Raw genomic sequence first — 1,304 nt, forward strand, 5'->3', positions numbered from 1 at the left:
CGCGTGGCCGAATCGTCGGCGTCGGGCCCCGCGCAGGCAGCGGCCCAGGCCTGCACCAAGGCGAAGGGCCAGGCACGGGCATATTCCCCGGCATCCCCGGTCGCGAAGGCGGCAGCGTAGGCGGCGGCGTTGGCCACCGCGTTGGCCTCGACGTGCACGCGCTCGCTGACCTCGGTGTTCATACGCGCGTACGTCTCGCCGTACTGCTCCGCGTCGTCGTCGGTCCAACCGCGCGTACGGGCGAATGATGACGCGGCCGACGCTGCCCTGGACCACACCTGCTCGCGCGGGTAGGCCAGTCGATACGTCTCCCGCAACGCCATCCGTAGCGCCTCTGCCCAGACTTCCTCCCCGACCGGCTCTCCCGCCGCCGCCCGCGCGTGCAGCGCACGCAAGGCGTCGTGGGGTGCCGCGTCCGCACCGCGGCGGGCTGCCGCCTGACCGATCAGCGTCGCCGCCGCACCATGCCAGCGGTGGACTGCGGCGAAGGGCACCTCGGCGGAGGGGTACGCAGGCACTTCGTGCCCGTCCGGCAGCCTGAGTGCCTCGCGGGCCTGGTCGAGCCAACTCGGTACAGCACCGGCTTCAAGAGCATCCAGCTGAACAGTCGGTTCGGTTGTCAACACGGCCTCCGGAGAACACGGTCCCGATTCCGGAACCGGAAAGATCATCAGAGTGCATATCCTGTCATCCAGCGACCCGGAGCACTCCCGCTGACATCGCGCTCCCCGACTCCGTGCCGACAGCAGAGGATCCCCTCCATGTTCGACGTGGAGGGGATCCTCAAGACGACATAGGCGAACCTCTCGGACGATTCGACATCCTGCGGACGCAGCAGGTGGACGCCCACGAATGCCCACACAGCCACCTGCGAACGCCCGCAGATTCACACGGATTCAGACGGATTCAGGTGTGATCATACGGACGCGTGCGGAACACGGACTCGTCCCAGGGTCTGTTTCAAGGAGCCACTGCGGTCCATACCTGCTTACTGACCTCAGCTCGTTGGGGTGAATCTTTGCGAAGTCCCTGATGGGTGTGGGTGGGTGACTGTATTCGTGGTGTGTGAGATATGCGGATGGGGGCGGGCTGGCTCCTGCGGGGCGTCAGCGTCGGGAGTCGGTACGGATGCAGGCGGCTGAGCTGTTCGAGCAGCAGATCAAGCCGTCGGATGTCGCGCGGCGGCTGCGGGTGAGTGTGAAGTCGGCTTATCAGTGGCACCAGTTGTGGCGGGAGGACGGTGTGCGGGGACTGGCCTCCCGCGGTCCGAGCGGATCACGGTGCCGCCTGTCCCCGGGGTGTCT

General features: G+C 67.3%; 2 protein-coding genes. One reads left to right on the top strand and one right to left on the bottom strand.

Going from position 1 to position 1,304, the window contains the following annotated elements:
- On the bottom strand, window positions 1-671 hold a 671-nt coding region (locus ABZV34_RS39615; RefSeq protein ID WP_356288199.1), incomplete at its 3' end, for a hypothetical protein.
- Between the two features lie 394 nt (window positions 672-1,065).
- Here ABZV34_RS39615 and ABZV34_RS39620 point away from each other — a divergent pair.
- The coding region (locus tag ABZV34_RS39620; RefSeq protein WP_356288202.1) for a helix-turn-helix domain-containing protein at window positions 1,066-1,304 on the top strand (239 nt) is incomplete at its 3' end.

Source organism: Streptomyces sp. NPDC005195 (assembly GCF_040608315.1).
In the GTDB taxonomy this organism is placed as follows: Bacteria; Actinomycetota; Actinomycetes; order Streptomycetales; family Streptomycetaceae; genus Streptomyces; species Streptomyces kaempferi.